A 24,469-nucleotide genomic window follows, 5' to 3' on the forward strand; every position below is an offset into this window, starting at 1 on the left:
CGATGAATCAATTTACTGAAAGTACGTTGGCAATTGGACAAGAGGTCGCCATGACAACCCCAAAGATCCTCGCAACTGACTGGATGCAGACGCCCCAAGTTGCGCAAACTGGAGCGCTGCGCTTGCCTTGCAGCCATGCACCTTACGGTCACCGCAGCGCACCGGCTGGCGCTCCGGATACAGGACTCACCGGACAGCGGCGCGAGACCGCACTGGGCTGGTACCTGCTGGGCAACGGCCACAGGTGCTATAGCCCAGTACTGATGCGCTTCCACTCTCCTGATCTGACGAACAGTCCTTGGCGCGAAGGGGGTATCAACAGTTATGCCTACTGCCAGGGGGATCCAATCAACTTCCATGATCGAAGTGGTCGAGTCATAGGCTGGGCGAATTCCACAGTAAGCACGTCCAGGTATCAGAATTTCAGTACAGTAACGAATACCACGGCCGGCATCCTCCCTGGAGTCACCGCATTCTCATTCGTCGCTATCAGCAAAATGAACTCAGCGAGTATTTCCCGTAACGACGCAGCACTTCTGGCTACTGGAGGTATCGGCGCAGCTATTTATGGCGCGGGAAAAGTGGCGAGATACACGTATGACGAGAATGTAGCCACTATGCTGGAAGATGTAGGCACCACGATTGTGAACGCAGCAGGCATCGCCTCAATTCACCAATTCTACAAATCCACAAAAGCCGCACAACTTCAAAACCTTGCAGATCAATATATTTCTTCGACACCGTTAATGTCACCTACGGGCACTGACCAAGTCGACGCGACTTCCTTCTCACGGCGCTCAACCCGACCCAGAGTTAGTGTGATAGGGGGCAGAGCCTTACTAGTTTCAACCTCCTCGACACCCAGTAACAGTACTCATTCGTCTAGGGCCACTCTGTCGACGCCCGGATTCACAGGACATATGAAGAATATATTCAACTACATCACTGGAAATCAAGTACGCTCATCAGAGCAGATCAACATCGATATCCTTTAATAGCCTCGAATATTCGAGCATGATAAATCACAGTACGCCCCTTGATCGAGCCCACACAGCAGCCATACCAAAACCAGCCCAATGATAGATTCCAGCCTCATGAAAAAATATAACCACCCGGCTAACTACTCCGACAGCAAGCTGCTGAGCATTGACCGCAGTGGTTCCGTACTGAATCTGCTGGCAAAGCCATTTTCATATTCCTGCTTCGGTTATCTACCCGGCGAGCATGGGCTATCCGTACTGCTGGCTTTCAATGCACTGCCGTTGGAGCTTTCTACAGGATGCTATCTGCCGGGCAACGGTCGACGGGTCTATAATCCCGTGTTGATGCGTTTCCAATCTGCGGATGCACTAAGCCCATTCGAAGTCGGGGGGCTCAACGCGTATGGTTACTGTGAGGGTGATCCGATAAACTGGCAGGACAAATCAGGGCAGGCTCGCAGTTTCATTCAAATAATTCAGACTCTTGTAGGAAACGGCCATTCGAAATTTACACAACCCATTCCCCCCACTTCTCCCACTTCTCCCACTTCTCCCACTTCTCCCACTTCTCCCACTTCTCCCACCTCTCCCGACACACCAGAGTCGAGCAGAGCGGACACAATGCGGATAAAAAAAGTAAAATTCTCTGAAAAAGCCAGTGTTGCAACCTATGATATGATCGACGCACCCGCCGCACAAAAGAAACACCAAAACGTCATCAATGCCGAACACGCACTTGTTCAAGCAGATTCAGCATTTCGAAATCAACCAACAACAAAAAATAAAATAAAGCTAGGCCAAGCTATTTACAATCAGCAAATCGCGAACACCAAACTTGAGCGCGCCAGAAAAACCACACCACCGTCTTATATACTTACAGGCAGTTACCAGGAAGATATAAGAACACAATGAACATTTAAAACAGCCTTCATTCAAGCGCACATCACTTATCACCCGCACCAGCGGCTACAACTTTTTACAGTTCAACATCCCCACCACGGCTAATCTACAATTCCTTTCGCTGAAAGTTCGACATCATGGCAACCTTTCTCGATGATCCCTCCTTTGAGCGGATGGAGCACTACCACGACAACCCGCATCTGCGCGCCGAACTCAACGCCCTCACCCGCCAGACCTATGGCTTCGACTTCGAAGCCTGGTACCAGGCCGGCTTCTGGCAAGCCGACAACCAGCCGTGCTCACTGGTTCGCAACGGGAAGATGCTGGCCAACGCCTCGGCCAACCTGCTCGACTTCACCCTCGATGGCCAGCACCTGCATTGCGTCCAGATCGGTACGGTAATGACCGCGCCCAAAGCAAGGGGCCGTGGCTACAGCCGCTACCTGATGGAAGTGCTGGTAGAACGCTGGGCAGGCAAGTGCGACCTGTTGTACCTGTTCGCCAACAGCACCGTACTCGATCTCTATCCCAAGTTCGGCTTTCGCCGAGTGATCGAACACGAGTACTACCAGACATGGTCGGCGCAGCAACGGGCCACGACCTTCCACCCGGTGAGTCTGGAAGATGGCGAACAACGTCAACGCTTCATCGATGCGGTGAAAAAGAGTTGTCCACAGGCGCGATTGAGCCTGGTGCCGAATGTTCCGCTGACGATGTTCTATTGCGATGGGCCATACCGGGAGGCGGTGTTCCATTCCTCAAAGCACGAGGCCTACGTGGTGATCGAACATGATGGCGAGCGGATGGTGCTGGTGGACGTGTTCTGCGAACGCGAACTGGTGCTGGCCAATGTCGTGGCTGAACTGGTCACGGCAACGACGCGGGAGGTGGTGCTGGGGTTTGCGCCGCTACACAGCGATGGTTTCGCGACGCGAGTTGTGGATAGCGATGATGCGCTGTTCGTCTGGGGCGCGGCACCCACCAGTGTCGAGGGACAGGCGCTGATGTTTCCATTGCTGTCCCATACCTGAAATGGGGGGTTGCGTGGGAGCGGCGGTACGCCGCTCCCACGTCACCAGGTCAGGCAGATCTTGCCGAAATGCCGATTGCTCTCCTGGTACCTGAACGCCTCGACCATCTGCTCCAGCTCGAAATGCTTGTCCACCACTGGCCGCAGGCCATTGGCGTCGATGGCCCGGACCATCGCCTGCTGCTGGGCGCGGCTACCCACCAGCACGCCTTGCAGGCGGATCTGCCGCACCAGCGCCTGCACCAGCGGCAACTGCCCGGCAACGCCGGTAAGGATGCCGATCAACGACACGTGGCCACCGATGCGCGCAGCGATCATCGACTGCTCCAAGGTGGCCGGGCCGCCGACTTCGATCACATGGTCCACGCCGCGTCCGCCAGTCAGTGCACGGACCTTTTCGCCCCAGGCGGGCGTGGTCTTGTAGTTGATCAGATGATCCGCGCCCAGTGCCTTGAGGCGCTCGAGCTTGGCATCGCTGGACGAGGTGGCGATCACCGTGGCGCCGGCCAGCTTGGCGAACTGCAGGGCAAAGATCGATACGCCACCGGTGCCCTGCACCAGCACACTGTCACCGGGCTTGAGGTGGTCGTCGCTCATCAAGGCGCGCCAGGCCGTGAGGCCGGCGGTGGTCAGCGTCGCCGACTCGGCATGGCTGTAGCCTTTGGGCGCAAGGGTGAAGGCGGTGGCCCGGGCGGTCACCTGTTCACGGGCGTAGCCGTCGATGCCATCCCCGGGCACACTGGCAAAGCCCTCGACCTGGGCCTGGCCGTCGAGCCAGTCTGGGAAGAACGTACTGACCACGGCATCGCCAACCTGGAACTCACTGACCCCTGCCCCCACCGCGATCACTTCACCGGCGCCGTCGGCCATCGGGATGCGCCGCTCGCTCGGCCCCCACATGCCACTGACCACGGCGAAGTCGTGGTAGTTGAGAGAGCTGGCGTGCAGGCGCACGGTGATCTCGCCGGCCTTGGGCGCGGCGGTTTCGCAAGTGCCGACCTGGACCTTGTCGTAGCCGCCGCCGGGCAGGACGTAGAGGGCCTTGGTGCTCATGGGATGGGTCTCCATCGAGGGGAAAGGTGCAGTGCAGCTTAGACAGGTCTGGATGATCGGGGGGCCGTCAGCCGAGCAACGCCTTCAACGCCCGGCAATCGGCCGCGTGCCAGTCGGCCAACTGCGGCCAGGGATTGTCCGGCAAGTTGACCAGCACGGTGCGGGTGCCCGCGGCCCGGCCACAGTCGAGGTCGAAGCGGTAGTCACCGACCATCACCATTTGACCAGGGCTCACACCCCAAGCCTGGGCGATCTGCAACAACCCGTCCGGGCTGGGCTTGGGCGCCGCCTCGTCGCGACCGAGGATATGTTCGACCGGGAAGCAGTCAGCCAGGCCGATGGCCTCGAGGGTCACGTGGGCAAGCTCGCGGGCATTGCGCGTGAGAATGGCCAGCCGGCAGTCACGTCGAGCCAGTTCGCGCACCAGCTCCACAGCGCCATCGGCGGCCTTGGAGGCGATCGCCAGGTCGCGCTCATGCTCCAGCAGCCAGGCATGCTTGGCCGCCGCCTCCGCTGCCGGCAAGGCTGCCAGGTGGGTGAGGATGTCGTGCTCGGAGGGGATATCGAGCGCTTCGCGGATGGCCGCGAAGTCATGCACGGCGACCGTGAGGGTGCCGTCCATGTCGAACACCCAGTGGCGGATGTCGCCCAGGCTCATGCCCAGTCCTTGCGATGGCGGATCAGGCCTTCCTGGGTCGACGAGGCCACCAGCTGCCCGGCGCGGTTGAAGATGCTGCCCCGGCAGAAGCCACGGGCATTGCCGGCCCAGGGGCTGTCGGTGGCGTACAGCAGCCAGTCGTCGGCGCGCAGGTCACGGTGGAACCACAGCGAGTGGTCGAGGCTGGCGATCTGCATGTCCTTCTGCCACACCGACTTGCCATGGGGCAGCAAGGACGTGGTCAACAGGCCGAAGTCCGAGGCGTACGCCAGCAGGTACTTGTGCAGCGCCGGAATGTCCGGCAGGTTGCCGTCGGCGCGGAACCAAGCGTACTTGACCGGATCGCCAGGCTTGGGGTTGAACGGGTCGCGCTCGGTGACCGGGCGGATCTCGATGGGCTTGGCGCACAGCACCTTCTCGCGGATGCGCTCGGGCAACTTGTCGGCCATGGCGCTGGCCAGCTCGACCTCGCTGGGCAGGTTCTCCGGGCCGACCACGTCGGGCATCGGCGCCTGGTGCTCGAAGCCTTCCTCGTCGTACTGGAACGAGGCGCTGCAGGTGAAGATCGGCTGGCCCTTCTGGATCGCCGTCACCCGCCGGGTGCTGAAACTGCCGCCGTCACGCACGCGGTCCACCGAGTAGACCACCGGCATGCTGGCGTCACCCGGGCGCAGGAAGTAGCCATGCAGCGAATGCACATGGCGCGCGTCCTCGACCGTCTGGCTGGCCGCCGAAAGCGACTGGCCGAGCACCTGACCGCCGTACAGCTGGCGGAAGCCCAGGTCCTGGCTGCGTCCGCGGAACAGGTTCTCCTCGATGGACTCGAGGCTCAGCAAATCGACCAGATCGTCGAGTACGTGGCTCATGGGGTTCTCCTGGCAAGGCAATACGGCGCTGTTAAGGCGGTAAATGATACAGGGTTTGTCAGTAGTCCCGCCGTACGAATGGCCACCTATTCAGCCGCGCAGGTTGTGCTGCCAGCGGGCGCGGTCGATGCGGTAGAGCACATGAGGGCGCAGCGGATCGCCCGGCGGCAGGCGCGGGTGCTCGAAGCTGCCCGCCGGGTCCTGGACCATGCCGATGGCCTGCATCACCTTCTGCGACGGCAGGTTGCCCTCGGTGGTGAACGACACCACCTCGTCCAGATGCAGCTGGGCGAAGGCACAGCGCAGGCAGGCCCAGGCCGCCTCGCTGGCGAAGCCCAGCCCCCAGTGCCGGCGGGCCAGGCGCCAGCCGATTTCCACCGCCGGGCCGAAGGGCGCGTCGAAGTTGACGTTGAGCAGGCCGGTCATGCCGATGAAGGCGCCACTGTCCTTGCGCTCCAATGCCCACAGGCCGAAGCCGTACTCGTTGAAATGACCGCGGATCCGGCCGATCAGCGCCGCCGCCTCGACCCGGGTCATCGGCGCGGGGAAGTAACGCATCACCTGTGGGTCGGCGCACAAGGCGGCGAACTCGCGCAGGTCGTCGTCCTGCCATTGACGCAGCACCAGGCGCGGGCTTTCCAGTTCGAGGATGGGGGTCATCGGCGCGGCTCCGAAATCACGGTCTGGCAGTGTACAGCGTAGGCCGCGTGCATCGGCCAGCCGATGCTTTTTTCACATCGGCTTCACCGCCCCCCGACAGGCCTCTTCGCACAATGCCGACACCTACCGCGGCCTTGGTCGACGCCGCACTGCCATCGGAGTGACGCATGCCCCCCAGCAACACCCTGCACAACCCGGCCCTGCTGGCCCGCCCCGAACGCCGCCGTTCACGCACCGCACTCGGCGCCGCCTTCGGCCTGCTCCTGGCACTGGCCGGGGCCAGCACCTGGCTAGCGACGAGGACGCACATCGTGAACCTTGGCAACGAGCAACAACTGAGCGACAGCGGCCTGCTGCAGGACTGGAAGGAAGGCGCGGTGATCGTGATGATCCGCCACGCCGAACGCTGTGACAGCGCCCCAGGCCCCTGCCTGGACGATGCGACCGGCATCACCGTGGCCGGCAGCCAGGCGGCGCAGCGGGTCGGTCAGGGCCTGCGGCAACTGGGGCTGACCGGTGCCGACCTGCTAAGCAGCCCAAAGCTGCGAACCCGCCAGACCGCGCATTTCATCCTTGGCCAGGCGGTATCCAGCGAAGACTGGCTGGAGCGCTGCGACCGTCCGTTCCCCGCCGAAGCCATGGCCCGCAAGCGGCCCGGGCACAACCTGGTGCTGGTGACCCACAATGGTTGCATCGATCACTTCGCCCGCCAGCAGCATGTGCCGGGGGGCGAGCGTGAGAGCGGCTACGCCAGTGCGCTGTTCGTGTCGGTGGATGGCAATGGCAAGGCACGGATTCTTGGGCGGATGAACGAGCCGGACTGGCAAAGGGTGCTGGCATCGGCAGGCCAATGAGCGCCACAAGATCACTGCAGCCCTGTGATAGTGGGCTTGCCCCGCGATTGCGTTGGCGCCTGCGCCACCAATACTGGCAAGATCGGTGTTCGCCCTCAACGCGCCGACACCATGCCCCTGCCGCTGATCTACCACGACGACTACAGTCCCGAATTCCCGCCGGACCATCGCTTCCCGATGGACAAGTTCCGCCTGCTGCGCGATCACCTGGTGGACAGCGGCCTGACCACCGACGCCGCCCTGCTGCGTCCTGAAATCTGCCCCAACGACATCCTCGCCCTGGCCCATGACCGCGCCTACATCGAGCGCTACATGAACGGCGAACTGTCCCGCGAGGACCAGCGCCGCCTGGGCCTGCCCTGGAGCGAAGCCCTGGCCAGGCGCACGGTGCGCGCCGTGGGCGGTTCACTGTTGGCCGCCGAACAGGCACTGCAGCATGGCATCGCCTGCCACCTGGCCGGCGGCACCCATCATGCCCACTACGACCACCCCGCCGGCTTCTGCATCTTTAACGACCTGGCAGTGATCAGCCGTTACCTGCTGGAAGCCGGACGCGTACACCGGGTGCTGATCTTCGACTGCGACGTGCACCAGGGCGACGGCACCGCGCGCATTCTCCACGACACGCCGGAGGCGATCACCGTGTCGCTGCACTGCGAGCAGAACTTCCCGGCGCGCAAGGCCCAGAGCGACTGGGACATCCCTCTGCCCCGCGGCATGCACGACAGCGCCTACCTCAAGGTGGTCGAGGATGCGCTGAACTACCTGCTGCCGTTGTACCAGCCAGACCTTGTGCTGTACGACGCCGGCGTCGATGTGCACAAGGACGACGCCCTGGGCTACCTGCAACTGACCGATGCAGGCCTCGCTGCCCGCGACGAGCATGTGCTGCGCCAATGCCTGGGCCGCGACATCCCGGTGGTGGGGGTGATCGGTGGCGGCTACAGCAAGGACCGCCAGGCGCTTGCCCGGCGCCACGGCATCCTCCACCACAGCGCGGCGCGGGTGCTCGGTTGTTCACAATGACTGTGGAACCGCCTGTGGATAACCTGCGGGAAAGCCGCTCCAGCCCTTTAACTGCCTGATCTGCAAAGAGCTGGTCATTTTTTGAGCAGTGCCGCGAGTCATCCCGCTGGGGTAGAATGCGCGCTCTTTTCCACAGCCTGCCGCCCGCCATGAACGATCCTCGCCCCGCCTCCCGCCCCCTTGTCGCCGTGATCGGTGGCGGCCCTGCTGGCCTGATGGCCGCCGAAGCCCTGGCCAGGCGCGGGATGGCAGTTGAAGTGTTCGACGCCATGCCTTCGGTGGGGCGCAAGTTCCTGCTGGCCGGAGTCGGCGGCATGAACATCACCCACTCCGAGCCTTACCCGGCCTTCGTCGGCCGCTACGGTACACGCCACGGTGAGATCGACACGCTGCTGCGCGACTTCGACGCCGATGCCCTGCGCCAGTGGATTCACGGCCTGGGCATCGAAACCTTCGTCGGCACCTCGGGCCGCGTGTTTCCCCGCGACATGAAGGCCGCGCCGCTGCTGCGTGCCTGGCTCAAGCGCCTGCGCGAGGCCGGCGTGGTTATCCACACCCGACACCGTTGGCTGGGCTGGACCGACGCTGGTGCCTTGCGGATCAGTTATCCACAGGGCGAACGACAACTGCAGGCAGACGCCGTGGTACTGGCCCTGGGTGGCGGTAGCTGGGCGCGCCTGGGTTCGGACGGAGCCTGGGTGCCGCTGCTGGCTGAACGGGGTGTGGATATCTCCACACTGCAGGCAAGCAACTGCGGCTTCGAGGTCGAAGGCTGGAGCATGCTGCTCAAGGACAAGTTCGCAGGTGCCCCGCTGAAGAACATTGCCTTGAGCGTCCCCGGCACTGCGCCGCGCAAAGGCGAGTTCATCCTCACCGCTCAGGGCGTGGAAGGCAGCCTGGTGTATGCCTGGTCGGCGGCGCTGCGCGAGGCGATCAACTGCGACAGTCGGGCTACCCTGCTGCTGGACCTGCTGCCGGACCGGCCTGTGGACAAAGTTGCCCAGGCCCTGGCCAAGCCCCGGGGATCGCGCTCGATGGCCAAGCATCTGCACGGTCAGCTGGGCATCGACGGGGTGAAGGCTGCGCTGTTGCGCGAGCTGACCGACCAGGCGACCTTTGCCGACCCTGCGTGCCTGGCGGCGGCGATCAAGGCGCTGCCGATCGTGCTGGTGCGGACCCGGCCACTGGACGAGGCGATCAGCAGTGCCGGCGGTGTGCGCTTTGAAGGGCTGGATGAGGGGCTGATGGTGCGCAACCTGCCCGGGGTGTTCTGCGCAGGGGAGATGCTGGATTGGGAAGCGCCGACGGGTGGGTACCTGCTGACGGCGTGCTTCGCTAGTGGGTTGCGGGCGGGAAATGCGGCGGCGGATTGGCTGACGCGCCTGACCTGAGGAATGCCGGGGCTGCTACGCAGCCCCGAGGATCTCAAGGCTTGGGCTTGCGCGGCTTGCCACCGAACGCCGGCACCTTGCGCACCGCCTTGACCGCCGGCGCCGAAGCCCCCGCGCCCTCGCTATCCATCCAACGCCCCAGGCCACGCTTGGCGCTGTTCTCCTTGGGCTTCTTGGGCTTCTTCGGTTTCTTCAGCACCTGGCCACTGGCATCGGTCACCGGCACTCGGTGATCGGGGATGAAATCCGGCTCCTCATGCCGTGGCAACACCTGGCGAATCAGGGTCTCGATCGTGGCCAGCAATTGCACCTCGTCGGCACACACCAGCGAAATCGCCTCGCCCTTGTTCCCCGCGCGGCCGGTACGGCCGACGCGGTGCACATAGTCTTCGGCGACGATCGGCAAGTCGAGGTTGACCACCAGCGGCAGGTCGTCGATGTCCAGGCCGCGAGCGGCCACATCGGTGGCCACCAGTACCTGGATCTCACGGGCCTTGAAGCTGTCCAAAGCGCGCTGGCGCGTGGCCTGCGGACGGTCGCCGTGGATGCCGTCGGCATTCACGCCCTCGGCCAACAGACGCTCGACCAGTTGATCGACACCGTTGCGAGTCTTGGCGAACACCAGCACCTGCTTCCAACGCTGCTTGCGCATCAGGTGGATGAACAAGTCGGCCTTGCGCTTTTTATCCACAGGCACCAGCCACTGCTTGACCGTGGTCGCGGCGGCGTTGCGCGGGCTCACCTCGATGCTCAGCGGATCGTTCAGCGCCAGGCCCGCGAGCAGGCGGATCTGCTCGGAGAAGGTGGCGGAGAACAGCAGTGTCTGGCGCTTGCGCGGCAACGCCGCGTACACCGATTGCAGCTCTTCGGCAAAACCCAGGTCGAGCATGCGGTCGGCTTCGTCGAGCACCAGGGTCTGCACCTGATTGAACTTCACCGCGTTTTGACGGAAGAGGTCGAGCAAGCGGCCCGGGGTCGCCACCAGCAGGTCGACGCCACGACGCAGGCGCATCATCTGCGGGTTGATACTGACCCCGCCGTACACCGCGTAGGTGCTCAGCGGCAGGTTCTCGGCATACTCGCGCACATTGTTGTGCACCTGCTCGGCCAGCTCGCGGGTCGGCACCAGCACCAGCGCGCGGATCGAGTTGCTGGCGACCTTCTCCCCTTCCAGCGCCAGGCGCTGCAGTACCGGCAGGGCGAAGCCGGCGGTCTTGCCGGTGCCGGTCTGGGCGGCGGCCATCAAGTCACGGCCAGCGAGCACGGCGGGGATGGCCTTGGCCTGGACCGGGGTGGGCGTGGTGTAGTCCAGCGTCTGCAGGGTGCGCAGCAGCGGTTCGATCAGGCCGAGTTGGGCGAAATTCATGGCAATACCGTCAGGGGTTCAGCGAAGGCGGCAAGTTTACCGCAACGCCCTGCCCTACTTGCACATTTCGCCTTTGAGCGGCACAGGTTGCTGCGGCGCCTTGCGCCACTGCGGCAGGCCGATCAGCACCACCGCGCCGATGATCACCGCCATGGCCACGCACTCCTCGGCGCCGATCTGTTCGCCGGCGAAGACGATCCCCAGCAGCACCGCCACCGCCGGATTGACGTAGGCATAGCTGGTGGCCGCTGCCGGGCGCACGTGCTTGAGCAGATACATGTAGGAACTGAACGCCAGGATAGAACCGAAGAACACCAGGTAGGCCAGCGCGCCCCAACCGGCAGCGGTGGGCATCTGGGTCAGGCGCTCGCCGCTGACGGCGCTGCCGATCAGCAGCGCGGCGCCGCCCACCAGCATTTCCGCCGCGCTGGCCATTGCCCCCTGGGGCAGCGGCAGGCTCTTGCTCCACACCGAGCCGAAGGCCCAGGCGGCCGCGGCGAACAGGATCAGTGCCGCGCCCATGGGGCTGGCCTGCAGGTTCGAACCCAGGTTGAGCATGCCGATGCCGACCAGCCCAAGGGCGATCCCCGCCCACTCGAGGCGCGAATTGCGATGGCCGAAGAACAGGCCGAACACCAGGGTGAACAGCGGCACCGTGGCCACCGCCAGCGCCGCCACGCCCGAGGCGACCCCAGCATGTTCGGCCAGGGTCACGCCACCGTTGCCACAACTGAGCAGCAGGAAACCGATCGCCCCGGCCGCGCGCCACTGAGGCCAGGTCGGCGCCGGCACGCCGCGCCAGCGCAGGAAGCCATACAGCAGGCTGCCGGCAATCACGAAACGCACCCCGGCCATCAGCATCGGCGGCCAGGACTCCACGCCAATGCGGATGAACAGGTAGGTCGAGCCCCAGACCAGGTACAGGGCGAGAAAGGCGCCGACAAGCATTAACGGGAAGCGACGGGCAGTGGACATGGCTAGGGCTCGAAATCCGTTTACGGGTGGATTAGTTTAGAAAGGCCCTGGCGCAAACTTAAGTTACAAAACACGTTTAAAACACCGAAACACTTTGCAATGCATGGTTATGCAGCGCCTTTCCCATCGATTGCAAAGTCACCAGGAATCACCATGGACAAGTACGACCGCATGCTCCTCGCCGCCCTGCTGGAAAATGGCCGGGCCACCTACGCGCAGCTGGCGCGCCAGGTCAATCTCTCGGCACCGGCGGTGGCCGAACGGGTGGCCAAGCTGGAGGCCAGTGGCGTGATCAGCGGCTACACGGCCAAGGTCGACCTGGAGAAGATCGGCCTGCCGATCCAGTGCGTGATGGAACTGCGCCTGGCCAGCCATGGCAACCAGCAGGCCTATGAGGCCCTGGAGAAAATCCCCGAACTCACCGAATGCCATCGGGTAACTGGCGACCCGTGCGTGATCATGCAGGCGGCCGTCACCTCGATGGGCGAGCTGGAGGCGCTGATCAACCGCGTGTCGCAGCTGGGCTTCACCAAGACGTCGATCATCCTGTCCAGCGCGGTGGCGCGAAGGGTGCCGCTGGGGCATCTGGCGGGCAACGGCAAAAAAGCCTGAACCTGGATTCAGTGACGCAGCAGCAGCCTGCCCTCGATCGGCACGTAGCGGCTTGCGGCGCGGATCACCGACAACGCCGTCAACCCCGGCACGCCGTACACGACGGTTTCCACGCCATGGCGTTGCATCGCCCGCTCCAGCAGCAGGTCGAAATCACCGTCGCCGGAGGCCAGCACTACCTGGTCGACCCGTGCTGCTGCCTCGATCACATCGAGGGTGATGCCCACGTCCCAGTCACCCTTGGCCGACCCGTCGGCACGTTGGATGAACGGTTTGAGGCGTACCTCGAAACCGAGGTTGCGCAGGATCTGCTGGAACTGCTGCTGCTTGCTGTCGCCGCGGTCGATGGCATAGGCCACCGCTTCGACGATCTGGCCCTCGCGGCTGACGTCGGCCCACAGCGCGGCGTAGTTGAAATGGCAGCCATGGCCTTGGCGAACCGTGTAGTAGAGGTTCTGTACATCGGCGAACAGCGCGATTTTCTTCACCGGGAGCCTCTCTCTGGCAGTGGCAGACAATCGCGGGGCAAGCCCGCTCCCACGCTTCGATAGGAGCGGGCTTGCCCCGCGATCAGACGCTGCAGTATGCCAGAGCCCTCAGACGTAGTCGTCGTCCGAGAAGAAGCCGCCATCATCGCCGCCGCTGTAGTCGGTATCGGCGAACCCGCCCTGGTCATTGCCCCAGCCACCGTTGTCGGCCACCTGGCGCTGACTGTCCTGATCGTTCCAGCCGCCAGCGTCGCTGGCCGGCTCTTCCTTGATCACCTCGACGATTTCTTCAGGCTGCGAGTTGTGGTTGAACAGGCTGCTGATACCTTGAGCCAGCAGCACGCCACCAGCCACCCCCGCAGCAGTCTGCATTGCCCCGCCGAGGAAGCTGCTGGCACCGCTGCGCGCCGGAGCAGGCGCCGCAGCGAAACCCTGTTGCGGTGGCGGCGGGGTATAAGCCTGCGGCGCCGGCTCACGCCAACCTCCTGTGGAAGTCGAAGCCGGTGCAGCCGGCCGCTGCGGCTCCGGGCTGCGCGCTCCCGCGCCGAAGATGCTGGAAAGAAAACCGCCGCCGTTGCCACTGGGTCGGCTTGCCTCCAGTTGCGCCCGCGCTTGCTTGAGCTCGGCCTCGAGCTGCTTGTTCTGCTCGTCCAGGCGCTTGATCGCCGCTTCCTGCACCAGGATCGCCTGGGCCATATAGTAGGGCGCCGCCGGCTGCTGGCGCAGGTGCTCCTCGATCCGCGCCTGGGCCTGGGCATCGCGCGGCTGGGCCGGGTCCTCGGCTTGCTTGAGACGGCCGAACAGGCCATCGATCAGGGTTTGTTCTTCAGTGTTCATCGGGGCAACCTCGTGCGCTGAACAGGGCATCGGACAGCGTCAAAGATGGGGGGCCGGGCGCGGCGATTCAATTGCCCCGGCCATGAAACTTTTTTCAGCAAGCGGGCGGTCTGGGCTAAAGTTACGCCCTGCTTTTTCCGCCATGCGATGTTGACCGATGAATCCGTTGAGCGTTCTGCGCGACTCCCTGTACTTCTTCCGCCGTCACCTGACGAGCATCCTCCAGCTGTGCCTGCCGTTGGTGGTACTCGAGGCCCTCGGCACCCAGCTGCTCTACAACCAGCTGGGCGAACAGGCCTCGCCGGCCTACGGCATGCTGGTCAGCCTGCTGTTCTATCCGCTGTACAGCGCCGCGCTGATCCTCTACCTCGACACCCGCAGCAATGGCCAGGACATCGCCAAGCGCGCCCTGTTCGCCCGCGCCCTGCACCTATGGCCGATGCTGGCCCTGCTGATCGTGATCAGCTCGTTGCTGATCATGGCGGGCCTGGCGCTGCTGATCTTCCCCGGCGTTTGGATCATGGTGAACCTGGTGTTCGCCGAGTACCTGCTGGTGCTGCGCGGCCTGCCGGTGATCGAGGCGATGCGCACCAGCGCGCGCATGACCACCGGGCACTTCCTGCGCATCATGGTGTGCATGCTCTCGGTGCTGGCGCCGCTGTGGCTGATCGACGGCCTGCTGCTGCAGCTGTTCCCCGAGCCACAGGCCGGTGTGCAACTGGCGCTGGACAGCCTCAGCGGCTTCCTGCAGCTGTTCAGCACCGTGGTGCTGTACCGCCTGTTCATGCTGCTCGAGGGTGAAGCCGGCGCCTGAGACCGGCATTCCCCGAGCGAACGCAGACTTCAGACCTTCCTTGGCTTGGCCCTGGCCGTCGCTTCGGCCACCAGCGGATCGTCCGGCCAGTAGTGCTTGGGATACCGCCCTTTCAAGTCCTTCTTCACCTCGGCGTAGGTGGTGCGCCAGAAGTTGGCCAGGTCCTGGGTCACTTGCACCGGCCGACGTGCTGGCGACAGCAGGTGCAGCTTGACCTGCTGCCGCCCATTGGCGATTTGCGGGGTGTCGGCCAGGCCGAACAGCTCCTGCAGGCGCACGGCCAGGATCGGTGGATGCTCGCTGTAGTCAAGGCGGATGCTTGAGCCCGAAGGCACCGCCAGGTGCGATGGTGCGAGCTCGTCCAGGCGCTGGGGCAGCGGCCAGGGCAGCAGGTTGCGCAGGATCGAGGCCAGGTCCAGGTTGGCGAAATGGCTCAGCCGCGACACCTTGCCCAGGTAGGGTTGCAGCCAGTCTTCCAGGCTCGCCAGCAAGGCGTCGTCGCCCAGATCAGGCCATTCGCTCCGGCCGTCCTTGTCCAGATCGAGCTGACGCAGCAGCGCGACGCGGGCCTGCCACTGGCGCAGTTCCGGGGTCCAGGTCAGCAGGTTCAGGCCTTTGCGCCGAACCAGGCCGAGCAATGCCTTGGCCCGCGCCTCGTCGTCCAGCCCAGGCAACGGTTCACGGCAGAGCACCAGCTCGCCGACCTTGCGCTGGCGCTCGGCGCGCAGCACCTGCTCACGTTCGTCCCAGTCGAGCAGGTCGAGTTGCTCGACTTGCTCGGCCAGCACTCCGTCGAACAATGCCGGGTCAAACTCTGCAGCCAGGTAGATGCGTTCCTCGCGCTGCCCCTGCCGGCTACCCAGGTCGGCAATAACCAGCCACGGGCTTTTCATCAGCACATCGGCTTCGGCGAACAGCGCCGCCCGGCCATTGGCCAGGCGGTACTCGGCGCCACCTTGGCGACGTTGCTGCGCCACCCGATCGGGATAGGCCAGCGCCAGCACCGCGCCCAGCCAGCGAGAATGGTCGGGATCGGCCACCGGACTGCGCGGTTTGCCACGCAACTGGCCGCGGTACTGCCGGGCCAGTTGCCGGGCACGCTGCACCCCGCCCTGCCCACCTCGCGCGGCCCGGCTTTCACCGCTGAGCAACACCAGCCGGCTGTGCAGGTCGGCACCACCGCCACGCAGGATGTCGCGCTCGCCCAGCAACGCTGCGACATCGCACGCCAGGTCGGCCAACCCGAGATCCTGACCGCGCAGCAGCAAATGGGCGATGCGTGGATGCGCAGGCAACTCGGCCATGGCCTGGCCATGGGCGCTCAGGTTGTCGCGGCAACCTGGCTTGAAGGCGCCGAGCCGGGTCAGCAGGTCCTGGGCTTGGCCATAGGCGGCCGTCGGTGGCTGGTCGAGCCAGCTGAGCTGCTCCGGCGGCACTCCCCAGCGCGCCAGCTGCAGGGCCAGTCCGGCCAGATCGGCCTGGAGGATCTCGGCACTGCCGTGGGCCGCCAACTGGTCATGCTGCGCCTCGGACCACAGCCGATAGCACACGCCAGGCTCGAGGCGCCCGGCACGACCGGCGCGCTGGGTGGCGCTGGCCCGGGAGATGCGCTGGGTGTCCAGGCGGGTCATGCCGCTGCCGGGGTCGAAGCGTGGCACCCGCGCGAGACCCGCGTCGATCACCACGCGCACACCGTCGATGGTCAGGCTGGTTTCGGCGATGTTGGTGGCCAGCACCACCTTGCGCTGGCCCTTGGGCGCAGGCTCAATGGCGGCGCGCTGGGCACTCAGCTCAAGCTCGCCGTGCAACGGGCAGAGCAGGATGCCCGGGCGCTCGCCCACGGCCTCCTGCAGAGCCTGGTGCACGCGGCGGATCTCGGCCTGCCCGGGGAGGAATACCAACAGGCTGCCGGATTCGTCGGCCAGGGCCTGGAGCACGCAGTCGACCACCCGCGGTTCGACGAACTCGCCAGGCTGGAACGGCCGACTCCAGCGGATATCCACCGAGTGCATGCGCCCCTGGCTGCTGATGATCGGTGCGTCGTCGAGCAGGCGCGACAGGCGCTCACCCTCCAAGGTAGCCGACATGAGCAGAATCTTCAGCGGCGGCTCGTCGCGCAACAGCGCCCGGCCGTTGAGGCTCAGGGCCAGGGCCAGGTCGGCATCCAGGCTGCGCTCGTGAAACTCGTCGAAGATCACCAGGCCCACGCCTTCAAGCGCAGGATCGCTTTGCAGGCGGCGGGTGAGGATGCCTTCGGTGACCACCTCGATGCGCGTGTTCGGGCCGACCTTGCTGTCGAGGCGGATGCGGTAGCCCACGGTTTCGCCGACCTTCTCGCCCAGCTCGCTGGCCAGGCGTTCGGCGGCGGCGCGGGCGGCCAGGCGCCGGGGCTCGAGCATGAGGATGGTCTGCCCGGCCAGCCAGGGCTCATCGAGCAGCGCCAGCGGTACGCGGGTGGTCTTGCCGGCGCCGGGAGGTGCCTCGAGCACCGCTTCGTCACATTCGGCCAGGGCCTGGCGCAGGTCGGACAGTACGGCATCGATCGGTAATGAAATCATGGTGGTCCTCGAACAATCGTCCGAGTATAACGGCGAACCGAGGCGGCCTTATCATGGTCTTAACCTCAGGCGCAGGCGATTGCCGCGCCCATGTTTGTCGTTATCTTCCGGAGATTCACATGCGCATCCCTTCCCGCGTCATCGGTGGCGCCCTAATCGCCACCCTGCTGACCCAGCTGACGGCCTGCGGCACCCTGTTCTACCCCGACCGTCGCGGCCAGATCGAAGGCAAGATCGATCCGGTGGTCGCGGCGCTGGATGCCATCGGTATCCTGTTCTATGTCATTCCCGGCCTGATCGCCTTTGGCATCGACTTCGCCACCGGCGCCATCTACTACCCCGGGGGCACCACGGCCCATGTCGACCCGGCCAAGCTCAAGCCGGCGATCAATGCCGACGGCCAGGTCGACAGGACGAAGCTGCAGGCTATCCTGGAAAGCGAACTGGGCCAGCGCCTGCCGCTGAACGATCCACGGCTGATCCAGCACCGTGGCAGTGTCGAACAACTGGCCAGCTACGGCCTGGTGCCCGCCGCCTGATCCGAACACGGACGATCCTCTGCGCATGACCGTCACTGCCGAACACCAACGCCTGCTGCGCCTGGCCACCCGCGCCTCGCTGAGCGTCGCCTGCATCCTGGTGCTGAGCAAGGCCGTGGCCTGGTGGCTGAGCGGCTCGGTCAGCCTGCTGGCCGGGCTGACCGACTCGGCGCTGGATGCCGCCGCCTCCTTCCTCAACCTGCTGGCCGTGCATTACGCCCTGCGCCCGGCCGATGACGACCACCGCTTCGGCCACGGCAAGGCCGAAGCCTTGGCCGGCATGGCCCAGGCGCTGTTCATCGGGGTCAGTGCGGTGCTGATCGGGGTGCAGGCGGTTGATCGGCTGAAGTCGCCGGAGCCTTTGGGCGATACCGCCGCCGGCATCGCGGTGATGCTGCTGTCGCTGGTGCTGACCTTCGCATTGCTGGCATTCCAGCGCAAAGTCATCCGCGCGACCGGCTCCACGGCCGTGCGCGCCGATTCGCTGCACTACCGCTCCGACCTGTTGCTCAACGCCAGTATCCTCCTGGCGCTGCTGCTGGCCCGCTTCGGCTGGCCACAGCTCGATGCCCTGTTCGGCCTCGGCATCGCCCTGTACATCCTGTGGAGCGCGCTGCAGATCGCCCGCGAGAGCACGGCGATCCTGATGGACAAGGAACTGCCTGCCGATGTCGGCGAACGCATGCTTGAAGTGGTGCTGGCGATTCCCGGGGTGAAGGGCGTGCATGACCTGCGCACGCGGGTGTCCGGCAGCCAGTGGTTCGTGCAGCTGCATCTTGAGTTACCCGGCGAAATGCCGCTGCACGCCGCCCACGAATTGTGCGTGCAGGCTTCGCAGGTCATTCGCCAGCGCTATCCGCGGGCCGATGTGATGGTTCACGCCGACCCGGTGTAGCCCGCTATCGCAAGTGCCGCATCAATTGACGCTGTAGCCGCGCCCACTCAGGCACGCCCCCAAAGCCCGCCTATAGTTGTCCGCCACATTGGCCGGCGGCGCATAGGTCGCCGTCGCCGGATCGAACCCCGACTGGCTTACCGCCCAGCGGTGGCACTGGTAGCGGTCCTGCTCCTGCTGCTCCGGTCCCTGGCCGTACATCGGGTAGGCAATCACATCATAGCCACTGCCCTGCTGCTGCGCTGCGGGCGCGACGCTGGGCGGGTTGACCACCACGTACTCGCGGCTGTCGGCGAGGTACTGGTAGTAGGTGTCGGACACCAGGAAGAACAACGCACCGCTCAACCACATCTCGCGGGCATAGGGCGGCAGATAGCCGACCCGTACACCGTAAGGCGGCGTGACCACAACGTAGCCGCCGCCATGGGGTCGATACCAGTATCCGCCGGAGTAGAAGTAATCCTGTCCACGGTAAGGCACCTTCCAGTAGCGATCCGGGAAGCGGTCGACGGTGTGCCCAGGGTGATATTGCGGCCCTGGCCCCCAGCCATTGCCATGACCATCGGGCCGGCCTGACCAGTCGCCACCGGGGCGCTGACCCGGGCCGCCCGCTTCCCAGTGACGGTTGTCACCGTAACGCCGGGGAATGTCCTGGTAGTAGCCCTGGCGCGGCGGTTGCGTCTGGCGCACTTCGTCACGTGAATTGAGCGGCGATCCGCGCCGTTCACCACCGCCCTGCTCCTGCTGGCCGCCATGCCCGTCCCCCGGCCCCTCGGCCAGGGCACCCAGGCTGATGCCCAGGCCCAGCAAACCAACACCTGCCAACCGCCAGATGCGCGAACTCATGTTGTTCCTCTCGATGAAAACACCCGCCATTTACCGTTCGCAGTCTACTGCGCAGACCACGACCGACAAATGAAATAGCCGACAGCCTAGTGTGGTGTTTCACAAATAACGACCCTGATTCGCGGCGCAATAAAAAAGGGAGGCCTTGCGGCCTCCCTTCGGGAATTGTCGTCCGTGCTCGGCGCTTGTGGCACCGGCTCACCTCGCGCCGTCTTCTGGACAGTGCGTAGCCCGGGGACCTGGCGGATCCTGTTGGATGGCTGGCCGCGACCGCCCGCCTAGGGCGCGTCGCCGTGGACTGATGTCCGGGCAGTGATTCTGTTGATAAAGATAGGGCAGACGCCGGGGCAGAGGATTGCGAAGATTGCTCTGATAAATAGCGCTTGCGCAATTTTTCACTCAGGATCGATAATTCGCCGCAATCTGAACAGAAAAGGCCTTTTCCATGAGCAAGCTCGACCGCTACGACCTGAGCATCCTCGCCGAATTGCAGCGCGATGCGCGCATCTCCAACCAGGAATTGGCCGAACGCATCGGCTTGTCGCCGTCACCCTGCTCACGTCGGGTCAAGCAGCTCGAAGACGACGGTTATATCTCGCGCCAGGTGGCCCTGTTGGATCGCAAGAAGCTCGGCCTGAGCCTTACCGCCTATGTGCTGATCGGCATGGACCGGCACACCCCGGAACGCTTCGAAACCTTCGAGGCGGCGATCCGCAGCCTGCCCCAGGTCCTCGAATGCAGCCTGGTCACCGGAATGGACGCCGACTACCAGCTCAAGGTGGTAGTGCCGGACATGGACCATTACCAGAAACTGCTGCTGGGCAGCCTGACCCGTATCGAAGGGGTGACCAGTGTGCGCTCCAGCTTCGTGCTCAATCAGGTACTGGCCAGCACCGAGCTGCCATTGACCCACCTGCGTTGAATCCCTGCGCGCCCGGCGTATGATCGGGCTTTGCGCTTGCCTGGAGTAAACTGATGGATCCCGCCGTATTCGAAGAATGGATGATGATCATCCTCGTCACCGTGCTGATCGCCTTCATGGGCTTCATCGTCTGGGACCTGGCGAAGAAGTCCAAGGCCGGCCGCTTCGGCACACTGATCCTGTTCTTCGTGCTGGGCCTTGGCGTGCTGGCGTTCATCATCAAGAGCGTGGTGGTGGGGTTTATCGAAGGGGTCTGACCACCCCACCCGGGGCGGCGATTACAGCTTCGCCGCCACCTCCCGCCAACATCCCTGCTGCAACCCTTCGATCGTCCAGTCACCGATACGCACCCGCACCAGACGCAAGGTCGGTAGCCCCACCGCCGCCGTCATCCGCCGTACCTGGCGGTTGCGCCCTTCACGTATCACCAGCTCCAGCCAGGCAGTCGGCACGCTCTTGCGAAAACGTACCGGCGGATTGCGCGGCCACAACTCGGGCTCCTCGAGCAAGCGTGCCTGCGCGGGTAGCGTGGGCCCGTCGTTGAGCTCGACGCCCTCGCGCAGGCGCTGCAACTGCTCCTCGCTCGGCTCGCCTTCCACCTGCACCCAATAGGTCTTGGCCAGTTTGTGCTTGGGGTCGGCGATGCGCGCCTGCAAGCGCCCGTCGTTGGTCAGCAGCAGCAAGCCTTCGCTGTCGCGGTCCAGGCGCCCGGCCGGGTAGATGCCGGGGATGTCGATGAAATCCTTGAGCGTGGCGCGCCCCTCGCCGTCGCTGAACTGGGTGAGCACATCGAACGGTTTGTTGAACAGGATCAGGCGCGGCTCGGCCGGCGGCGCCTTGGGCTGGCGACGCGGGCCGGTGGGTCGCGCCGCCTGGCGGCGCGGGGTGCTACGGGGTGGCAGGGGCATGGATCCTCAGCGGAACGGCGGCTCATCGAAGCTGCGCAGTTTACGCGAGTGCAGCGAGTTGAGCTCGGTGCGCAGCAGGTCGAGGGCGGCAATGCCGATCTTCAGGTGCTGGCTGACCGCGCGGTTGTAGAAGGCGTTGGCCGACCCCGGCAGCTTGATCTCGCTGTGCAGCGGCTTGTCGGAGACACACAGCAAGGTGCCGTAGGGGACGCGCAGGCGGTAGCCTTGGGCGGCGATGGTGCCGCTTTCCATGTCCACTGCCACGGCACGGGACAGGTTGATCAGCGGGCGCTCCTGTGCCCAACGCAGTTCCCAGTTGCGGTCGTCGTAGGTGAGCACGGTGCCGGTGCGCAGACGCTTCTTGAGCTGCTCGCCACGTTCTCCGGTGACCTGCGCGGCCGCCTCCTGCAACGCCAGCTGCACCTCGGCCAGGGCCGGGATCGGGATGTTCGGCGGCACCACCCGGTCGAGGATGCCGTCGCGGCGCATGTAGGCGTGGGCCAGCACATAGTCGCCGATGGTCTGCGACTGCCGCAGGCCGCCGCAGTGGCCGATCATCAGCCAGCAATGCGGGCGCAGCACCGCGAGGTGGTCGGTGATGTTCTTCGCGTTGGACGGGCCGACGCCGATGTTGACCAGGGTCACGCCATCGCCGTCGGCGGCAATCAGGTGGTAGGCCGGCATCTGGTAGCGGTGCCAGACCACACTGGCAACCAGTGCCTGGGCCTCACCGTTGTCCATGCCCTTCTCGATGATGACGTTGCCCGGCAGGACCATGCGCACGAAGCGTGGATCCTCGCGCAGTTGCTCAAGGCCATGGGCGATGAACTGGTCGACATAGCGGTGGTAGTTGGTCAGCAGGATCCATGGCTGCATGTGCCGCCAGTCGCTGCCGGTGTAGTGCACCAGGCGGCGCAGGGAAAAGTCCACGCGGGCGGCGTCGAACAGCGCCAGCGGCAGGGTCTCGGCGCTTTCCCAGTCGTACAGGCCATCGGCGGTGTTGTCGGTGGCCGCCGACAGGTCGGTGCTGGGGAATACGCGTGCCAGCTGGGCCGCGGTGATGCCGCTGCCCGCCAGCTCGTCGCCCTGGTCGACCACGTAGGGGTACGGGATGTTCTGTTCGCTGACGCCGACTTCCACGGTCACGGTGTAGTCGTGCATCAAGGGGCGCAGCTGTTCGAGCAGATAGCCACGGAACGCCGCGGGCTGGGTGACGGTGACGCTGTAGGTACCATCCACCTGGACCTTGGCGTAGGCGCGGGTGGTCGCGGCGACTTCGCCCTGGCTGGAATAGATGAGGCGCAGGGCCGGGTAGCGGAACAGCGCGCGTTCTTCGTCACCGGGCTCGGTGCGGTCTTTCAGGTAGCGCTTGAGGGCCTGGCTCAGGGCACCGGTGGCCTGTTCATGCAAGGCCGCCAGACGGTCGACGGCCTGTTCGGGGGTATCAACGACTACAAACGCTTGGCTCACGCAGGGCTTCCTGTCTTATGGAATGCATGACAACCATCTTGCCTGCGTTGCAGGGTAAAAACACCCCCGCGATGGCGTTACCCAGCCCACGCCGGCGTGGCCCTGGCCACCAGCGCCTCGGCATCCACCCCGCGCGGCAACGCACCATACACCCGCCCGCCAACGCCCAGCCGACTGCCGATAAACGCATCGCTCACCGTGGCGTTGCCCGCCTCCAGCAACAGCTTGGCCTGCAGCGCCACGGCGATGTCCTCGGTCAGCTGCCGGGCGCGGTACTGAATATCGCCGGTATCGGCGAAGGCGCCCTTGAGGTTGCCGATGAACGCCGCCAGACGCGGGTCGCCATGCCCGTCCCCCAGCTCGGTAAACAGCGCCTCCAGCACACCCGGCTCCTTCGACAAGGCGCGCAGCACGTCCAGGCACTGTACATTGCCCGAGCCCTCCCAGGTCGAGTTGACCGGCGCCTCGCGGTACAGCCGCGGGAGGATGCTGTCCTCGACGTAGCCGGCGCCGCCCAGGCACTCGGCGGCCTCGTTGATCATCCCGGGGGCGCGCTTGCAGATCCAGTACTTGCCCACGGCCGTCACCAGGCGGGCGAAGTGCGCCTGCTGCGGGTCATCGAGCCGATCAAGCGCCTGGCCCATGCGCAGGCTCAGGGCCAATGCGGCCTCGCTTTCCAGAGCAAGGTCGGCGAGCACGTTCTGCATCAAGGGCTGTTCGGCCAGCACGCGCCCGCCGACCTTGCGATGGGCGCAGTGATGCGCGGCCTGGGTCAGGGCCTGGCGCATCAAGGCGCTGGAGCCGACCATGCAGTCGAAGCGGGTCATGGCCACCATTTCGATGATGGTCGGCACGCCGCGCCCCTCCTCGCCCACCATCCAGGCCAGGGCACCACGGAACTCCACTTCGCTGGAGGCGTTGGAGCAGTTGCCGAGCTTGTTCTTCAGGCGCTGGATGTAGAACTGGTTGCGATTGTCGTCAGGGCGGTGGCGCGGCAACAGGAAGCAGCTCAGGCCCTTGTCGGTCTGCGCCAGGGTAAGGAAGGCATCACACATCGGTGCGGAGCAGAACCATTTGTGCCCCACCAGTTCATAGGGCTGGCCTGGACCGGGCGCGCCAACTGGGTAAGCGCGGGTGGTGTTGGCGCGCACGTCGGTACCGCCCTGCTTCTCGGTCATGGCCATGCCGATCGTGACGCCGGCCTTGTGCCGGTCGCCGACATTGCGCGGGTCGTATTCGCGGGCATGGACCTTGGGCAGCCAGTAGCCGGCCAGCTCAGGTTGCAGGCGCAAGGCCGGCACGGCGGCGAAGGTCATGGTCAGCGGGCAGCCGGTACCGGCTTCGGCCTGGCTGTGCAGGTAGGTCATTGCGGCCCGGGCCACGTGGGCACCGTCTCGTGGCTCCGCCCACGGCAACGAGGGCAGGCCATGCTCGATCGCGGTGCGCATCAACTGGTGATACGCGGGATGGAATTCCACCAGGTCGATGCGGTGGCCATAACGGTCATGGCTGCTGAACTCGGGCTTGTGGGCATTGGCAAGGAAACCCGCCGCCATCAGCGGGCCACCGGCCAGTGCGCCGTAGGCGTCGATCCGCGCTTCGGCCCAGCCGGCACCGAAGCGCCGCGACCATTCCTGCAAGGGCTGGTCGAGGCGGTAGAGGTTGGCACCGTCGAGGGACGGCGGCTGGTTGGTGACTTCGTGGGTTTCCGCGAACTGGTGCAGGTTCATCGTGGGCCTCCTGGATCCGTTCATGCCTGGATAACCCAGTGAAACACCGCGGGCCGGTCAGTCAAAGTGACAAAACGGACTACATCGGGGG

At 64.9% G+C, this 24,469-nt stretch carries 25 protein-coding genes; 12 read left to right on the plus strand and 13 right to left on the minus strand.

The annotated features are described in order from the left end of the window. Nucleotides 1–2 precede the first annotated feature (2 nt). From ABZO33_RS16735 to ABZO33_RS16745, 3 genes are all read left to right on the plus strand, one after another. On the plus strand, nt 3–995 hold the full coding sequence (locus tag ABZO33_RS16735) for an RHS repeat-associated core domain-containing protein (RefSeq protein ID WP_414536942.1): 993 nt from the start codon (nt 3–5) through the stop codon (nt 993–995). 99 nt (nt 996–1,094) lie between these two features. Then, a complete protein-coding gene (locus tag ABZO33_RS16740; protein ID WP_414536943.1) occupies nt 1,095–1,892 on the plus strand; it encodes an RHS repeat-associated core domain-containing protein in 798 nt (265 codons plus the stop codon). Nucleotides 1,893–2,017: 125 nt separating this feature from the next. Then, nucleotides 2,018–2,911 carry a GNAT family N-acetyltransferase gene (locus tag ABZO33_RS16745; protein ID WP_414536944.1) on the plus strand — a complete coding sequence of 298 codons (894 nt, stop codon included), beginning with the start codon at nt 2,018–2,020 and terminating at the stop codon, nt 2,909–2,911. 41 nt (nt 2,912–2,952) lie between these two features. Here ABZO33_RS16745 and ABZO33_RS16750 read toward each other — a convergent pair whose 3' ends face one another. The 4 genes from ABZO33_RS16750 to ABZO33_RS16765 all read right to left on the minus strand — a co-directional run bounded on the left by ABZO33_RS16750 (nt 2,953) and on the right by ABZO33_RS16765 (nt 6,147). Further along, on the minus strand, nt 2,953–3,963 hold the full coding sequence (locus ABZO33_RS16750; protein ID WP_414536945.1) for a zinc-dependent alcohol dehydrogenase family protein: 1,011 nt from the start codon (nt 3,961–3,963) through the stop codon (nt 2,953–2,955). A 67-nt stretch (nt 3,964–4,030) separates the two neighbouring features. Next, the gene (locus ABZO33_RS16755) at nt 4,031–4,621 is read right to left on the minus strand and encodes an HAD family hydrolase (protein WP_414536946.1); all 591 of its coding nucleotides are present in this window, start codon (nt 4,619–4,621) and stop codon (nt 4,031–4,033) included. Continuing rightward, nucleotides 4,618–5,487, minus strand: coding sequence for an acyl-CoA thioesterase II (gene tesB, locus ABZO33_RS16760; RefSeq protein ID WP_414536947.1), 870 nt, complete (start codon nt 5,485–5,487; stop codon nt 4,618–4,620). The genes ABZO33_RS16755 and tesB overlap by 4 nt, the downstream gene beginning before the upstream one ends. Nucleotides 5,488–5,577: 90 nt before the next feature. Further along, nucleotides 5,578–6,147, minus strand: a complete 570-nt coding sequence (locus tag ABZO33_RS16765) for a GNAT family N-acetyltransferase (protein WP_414536948.1) — start codon at nt 6,145–6,147, stop codon at nt 5,578–5,580. Between the two features lie 167 nt (nt 6,148–6,314). Between ABZO33_RS16765 and ABZO33_RS16770 the strand changes: the two genes are divergently transcribed. The 3 genes from ABZO33_RS16770 to ABZO33_RS16780 all read left to right on the plus strand — a co-directional run bounded on the left by ABZO33_RS16770 (nt 6,315) and on the right by ABZO33_RS16780 (nt 9,418). After that, nucleotides 6,315–7,001 carry a histidine phosphatase family protein gene (locus ABZO33_RS16770; protein WP_414536950.1) on the plus strand — a complete coding sequence of 229 codons (687 nt, stop codon included), beginning with the start codon at nt 6,315–6,317 and terminating at the stop codon, nt 6,999–7,001. A gap of 111 nt (nt 7,002–7,112) precedes the next feature. Next, nucleotides 7,113–8,027 (plus strand): histone deacetylase, encoded by a 915-nt coding sequence (locus ABZO33_RS16775; protein ID WP_139668338.1) that lies wholly within the window; start codon nt 7,113–7,115, stop codon nt 8,025–8,027. A 149-nt stretch (nt 8,028–8,176) separates the two neighbouring features. Beyond that, a complete protein-coding gene (locus ABZO33_RS16780) occupies nt 8,177–9,418 on the plus strand; it encodes a TIGR03862 family flavoprotein (protein ID WP_414536951.1) in 1,242 nt (413 codons plus the stop codon). 34 nt (nt 9,419–9,452) lie between these two features. Here the strand turns inward: ABZO33_RS16780 and ABZO33_RS16785 are convergent, their stop codons facing one another. Further along, nucleotides 9,453–10,784 carry a DEAD/DEAH box helicase gene (locus ABZO33_RS16785; RefSeq protein WP_414536952.1) on the minus strand — a complete coding sequence of 444 codons (1,332 nt, stop codon included), beginning with the start codon at nt 10,782–10,784 and terminating at the stop codon, nt 9,453–9,455. Nucleotides 10,785–10,838: 54 nt separating this feature from the next. Beyond that, nucleotides 10,839–11,759 carry a drug/metabolite exporter YedA gene (gene yedA / locus ABZO33_RS16790; RefSeq protein WP_414536953.1) on the minus strand — a complete coding sequence of 307 codons (921 nt, stop codon included), beginning with the start codon at nt 11,757–11,759 and terminating at the stop codon, nt 10,839–10,841. Nucleotides 11,760–11,912: 153 nt separating this feature from the next. On the opposite strand from yedA, the gene ABZO33_RS16795 reads away from it, so the two are divergent. After that, nucleotides 11,913–12,371 carry an Lrp/AsnC family transcriptional regulator gene (locus ABZO33_RS16795; protein ID WP_414536954.1) on the plus strand — a complete coding sequence of 153 codons (459 nt, stop codon included), beginning with the start codon at nt 11,913–11,915 and terminating at the stop codon, nt 12,369–12,371. Nucleotides 12,372–12,379: 8 nt separating this feature from the next. Here the strand turns inward: ABZO33_RS16795 and ABZO33_RS16800 are convergent, their stop codons facing one another. Further along, entirely contained in the window at nt 12,380–12,859 is a 480-nt protein-coding gene (locus ABZO33_RS16800; RefSeq protein ID WP_023631362.1) for an NYN domain-containing protein, read from the minus strand. Between the two features lie 108 nt (nt 12,860–12,967). Next, the gene (locus ABZO33_RS16805; protein WP_414536955.1) at nt 12,968–13,696 is read right to left on the minus strand and encodes a DUF2076 domain-containing protein; all 729 of its coding nucleotides are present in this window, start codon (nt 13,694–13,696) and stop codon (nt 12,968–12,970) included. Between the two features lie 157 nt (nt 13,697–13,853). On the opposite strand from ABZO33_RS16805, the gene ABZO33_RS16810 reads away from it, so the two are divergent. Further along, nucleotides 13,854–14,510, plus strand: a complete 657-nt coding sequence (locus ABZO33_RS16810; protein ID WP_414536956.1) for a YciC family protein — start codon at nt 13,854–13,856, stop codon at nt 14,508–14,510. Between the two features lie 29 nt (nt 14,511–14,539). On the opposite strand, the gene hrpB is transcribed toward ABZO33_RS16810, so the two are convergent. After that, on the minus strand, nt 14,540–17,068 hold the full coding sequence (hrpB, locus tag ABZO33_RS16815; protein WP_414536957.1) for an ATP-dependent helicase HrpB: 2,529 nt from the start codon (nt 17,066–17,068) through the stop codon (nt 14,540–14,542). Nucleotides 17,069–17,187: 119 nt separating this feature from the next. On the opposite strand from hrpB, the gene ABZO33_RS16820 reads away from it, so the two are divergent. Both ABZO33_RS16820 and ABZO33_RS16825 read left to right on the plus strand, forming a co-directional pair. Continuing rightward, the gene (locus tag ABZO33_RS16820) at nt 17,188–17,607 is read left to right on the plus strand and encodes a hypothetical protein (protein WP_050707034.1); all 420 of its coding nucleotides are present in this window, start codon (nt 17,188–17,190) and stop codon (nt 17,605–17,607) included. Between the two features lie 25 nt (nt 17,608–17,632). Further along, nucleotides 17,633–18,502 (plus strand): cation diffusion facilitator family transporter, encoded by an 870-nt coding sequence (locus ABZO33_RS16825; protein ID WP_414536958.1) that lies wholly within the window; start codon nt 17,633–17,635, stop codon nt 18,500–18,502. 21 nt (nt 18,503–18,523) lie between these two features. Here the strand turns inward: ABZO33_RS16825 and ABZO33_RS16830 are convergent, their stop codons facing one another. Next, nucleotides 18,524–19,348, minus strand: a complete 825-nt coding sequence (locus tag ABZO33_RS16830; protein ID WP_414536959.1) for a DUF6515 family protein — start codon at nt 19,346–19,348, stop codon at nt 18,524–18,526. Nucleotides 19,349–19,793: 445 nt separating this feature from the next. Here ABZO33_RS16830 and ABZO33_RS16835 point away from each other — a divergent pair, with 445 nt between their 5' ends. Continuing rightward, nucleotides 19,794–20,270, plus strand: coding sequence for an Lrp/AsnC family transcriptional regulator (locus ABZO33_RS16835; RefSeq protein ID WP_011535815.1), 477 nt, complete (start codon nt 19,794–19,796; stop codon nt 20,268–20,270). Nucleotides 20,271–20,323: 53 nt separating this feature from the next. Next, nucleotides 20,324–20,527, plus strand: coding sequence for a DUF2788 domain-containing protein (locus tag ABZO33_RS16840; RefSeq protein WP_166890032.1), 204 nt, complete (start codon nt 20,324–20,326; stop codon nt 20,525–20,527). A gap of 21 nt (nt 20,528–20,548) precedes the next feature. On the opposite strand, the gene ABZO33_RS16845 is transcribed toward ABZO33_RS16840, so the two are convergent. From ABZO33_RS16845 to ABZO33_RS16855, 3 genes are all read right to left on the minus strand, one after another. After that, nucleotides 20,549–21,178: a pseudouridine synthase gene (locus tag ABZO33_RS16845; RefSeq protein WP_414536960.1), complete on the minus strand. Its 630-nt coding sequence runs from the start codon at nt 21,176–21,178 to the stop codon at nt 20,549–20,551. 6 nt (nt 21,179–21,184) lie between these two features. Further along, nucleotides 21,185–22,648 carry an AMP nucleosidase gene (gene amn, locus ABZO33_RS16850; protein ID WP_203648145.1) on the minus strand — a complete coding sequence of 488 codons (1,464 nt, stop codon included), beginning with the start codon at nt 22,646–22,648 and terminating at the stop codon, nt 21,185–21,187. A gap of 77 nt (nt 22,649–22,725) precedes the next feature. Further along, nucleotides 22,726–24,378, minus strand: coding sequence for an acyl-CoA dehydrogenase family protein (locus tag ABZO33_RS16855; RefSeq protein ID WP_414536961.1), 1,653 nt, complete (start codon nt 24,376–24,378; stop codon nt 22,726–22,728). Between the last annotated feature and the right edge of the window lie 91 nt (nt 24,379–24,469).

Origin of the sequence: Pseudomonas sp. CAM1A, assembly GCF_047501685.1 — a bacterium.
Classification (GTDB): Bacteria; Pseudomonadota; Gammaproteobacteria; order Pseudomonadales; family Pseudomonadaceae; genus Aquipseudomonas.

Excerpts from the sequence above, each read along its gene's own strand:
- ABZO33_RS16765 (WP_414536948.1), bottom strand. The coding sequence starts at position 6,147 with ATGACCCCCATCCTCGAACTGGAAAGCCCGCGCCTGGTGCTGCGTCAA.
- ABZO33_RS16845 (WP_414536960.1), bottom strand. The coding sequence starts at position 21,178 with ATGCCCCTGCCACCCCGTAGCACCCCGCGCCGCCAGGCGGCGCGACCC.
- yedA (WP_414536953.1), bottom strand. The coding sequence starts at position 11,759 with ATGTCCACTGCCCGTCGCTTCCCGTTAATGCTTGTCGGCGCCTTTCTC.
- ABZO33_RS16745 (WP_414536944.1), top strand. The coding sequence starts at position 2,018 with ATGGCAACCTTTCTCGATGATCCCTCCTTTGAGCGGATGGAGCACTAC.
- ABZO33_RS16825 (WP_414536958.1), top strand. The coding sequence starts at position 17,633 with ATGACCGTCACTGCCGAACACCAACGCCTGCTGCGCCTGGCCACCCGC.
- ABZO33_RS16755 (WP_414536946.1), bottom strand. The coding sequence starts at position 4,621 with ATGAGCCTGGGCGACATCCGCCACTGGGTGTTCGACATGGACGGCACC.
- ABZO33_RS16770 (WP_414536950.1), top strand. The coding sequence starts at position 6,315 with ATGCCCCCCAGCAACACCCTGCACAACCCGGCCCTGCTGGCCCGCCCC.
- ABZO33_RS16775 (WP_139668338.1), top strand. The coding sequence starts at position 7,113 with ATGCCCCTGCCGCTGATCTACCACGACGACTACAGTCCCGAATTCCCG.
- ABZO33_RS16750 (WP_414536945.1), bottom strand. The coding sequence starts at position 3,963 with ATGAGCACCAAGGCCCTCTACGTCCTGCCCGGCGGCGGCTACGACAAG.
- ABZO33_RS16835 (WP_011535815.1), top strand. The coding sequence starts at position 19,794 with ATGAGCAAGCTCGACCGCTACGACCTGAGCATCCTCGCCGAATTGCAG.
- tesB (WP_414536947.1), bottom strand. The coding sequence starts at position 5,487 with ATGAGCCACGTACTCGACGATCTGGTCGATTTGCTGAGCCTCGAGTCC.
- ABZO33_RS16820 (WP_050707034.1), top strand. The coding sequence starts at position 17,188 with ATGCGCATCCCTTCCCGCGTCATCGGTGGCGCCCTAATCGCCACCCTG.
- hrpB (WP_414536957.1), bottom strand. The coding sequence starts at position 17,068 with ATGATTTCATTACCGATCGATGCCGTACTGTCCGACCTGCGCCAGGCC.
- ABZO33_RS16795 (WP_414536954.1), top strand. The coding sequence starts at position 11,913 with ATGGACAAGTACGACCGCATGCTCCTCGCCGCCCTGCTGGAAAATGGC.
- ABZO33_RS16855 (WP_414536961.1), bottom strand. The coding sequence starts at position 24,378 with ATGAACCTGCACCAGTTCGCGGAAACCCACGAAGTCACCAACCAGCCG.
- ABZO33_RS16830 (WP_414536959.1), bottom strand. The coding sequence starts at position 19,348 with ATGAGTTCGCGCATCTGGCGGTTGGCAGGTGTTGGTTTGCTGGGCCTG.
- ABZO33_RS16840 (WP_166890032.1), top strand. The coding sequence starts at position 20,324 with ATGGATCCCGCCGTATTCGAAGAATGGATGATGATCATCCTCGTCACC.
- ABZO33_RS16785 (WP_414536952.1), bottom strand. The coding sequence starts at position 10,784 with ATGAATTTCGCCCAACTCGGCCTGATCGAACCGCTGCTGCGCACCCTG.
- ABZO33_RS16740 (WP_414536943.1), top strand. The coding sequence starts at position 1,095 with ATGAAAAAATATAACCACCCGGCTAACTACTCCGACAGCAAGCTGCTG.
- ABZO33_RS16810 (WP_414536956.1), top strand. The coding sequence starts at position 13,854 with ATGAATCCGTTGAGCGTTCTGCGCGACTCCCTGTACTTCTTCCGCCGT.
- ABZO33_RS16735 (WP_414536942.1), top strand. The coding sequence starts at position 3 with ATGAATCAATTTACTGAAAGTACGTTGGCAATTGGACAAGAGGTCGCC.
- ABZO33_RS16780 (WP_414536951.1), top strand. The coding sequence starts at position 8,177 with ATGAACGATCCTCGCCCCGCCTCCCGCCCCCTTGTCGCCGTGATCGGT.
- ABZO33_RS16805 (WP_414536955.1), bottom strand. The coding sequence starts at position 13,696 with ATGAACACTGAAGAACAAACCCTGATCGATGGCCTGTTCGGCCGTCTC.